General features: G+C 44.6%; 1 protein-coding gene. It reads right to left on the reverse strand.

Annotated features, from left to right (window positions below; genetic code table 11):
* Window positions 1–175: 175 nt before the first annotated feature.
* Entirely contained in the window at window positions 176–607 is a 432-nt protein-coding gene (locus tag GNF76_RS29245; protein WP_155586502.1) for a hypothetical protein, read from the reverse strand.
* Window positions 608–845 lie beyond the last annotated feature (238 nt).

Here is an 845-nt window from a genome sequence, read left to right on the forward strand (position 1 = left end):
CTCTGAGAAAAAAGGGGACGAGAAAAAAGGGGACAGATTTATTTAATCGGAGAAAATAGACCTCATAAAATCAAATAAATCTGTCCCCTTTCTTTTAAGGAGGATTCGATAGAGGTTGCAGTTTTGGAGGGATTTTGGGGCCCGCACTGATGGAGCCTGCCTCTTTTGCACCAACTCAACTTTTCCCTTTGATATGATTTCGCCACGGCACAAGCAGCCCCTCCAGCAAGATTCGATCAATAACACCATCATCAATGGCGCCGACAAAAGTAGTACCTAGCTGAAACTCAAAGGAAAGATTTTCTTTTTCAGATAGTTTTTTTACGGCACAGATTAATTCCTCTACTTCATCTAGATTTTTCGAGTCCATATCAATAGATAGTATGCTTGGTTGCAGTGCTGAATAAATCTCTAACATTCCACCCACTACTTCCGCGCCACCTTCGTCTATTGCGTCAATAAAGGTTGGCGGGGCAATGCTCCATATTCTTGACGCGGCGACCTCATTCACAAGCTGCTGCACATTAGATCGAATGGACTGATCCAAATCCTGAGCAACGTAGAAAATTAACTTTTGTTTCTCATGCTCTAGCGGTACGGAATGCATTATTCAGCTCCTTTTTTCGGAGGGTAGGCCGGGAGAGCCGACCCTGGACCGCCCGGATTATATCTAAACCCTCCTGGCATATGCGCGTCCAAATGCCTTGTATCAGGCAGGGGCACAGTAAGTGGCGAACCCTGAACATGGAAAATAAGGGGACAGATTTATTTGATCGACTATCTAGTTCTGAAGCAGGCCTAAACCTTATTCAGGACGGGACAAGCTACTAAAATAAATCTGTCCC

The sequence above is a fragment of the Pseudomonas spelaei genome, assembly GCF_009724245.1.
GTDB lineage: Bacteria > Pseudomonadota > Gammaproteobacteria > Pseudomonadales > Pseudomonadaceae > Aquipseudomonas > Aquipseudomonas spelaei.

Excerpts from the sequence above, each read along its gene's own strand:
- GNF76_RS29245 (WP_155586502.1), bottom strand. The coding sequence starts at position 607 with ATGCATTCCGTACCGCTAGAGCATGAGAAACAAAAGTTAATTTTCTAC.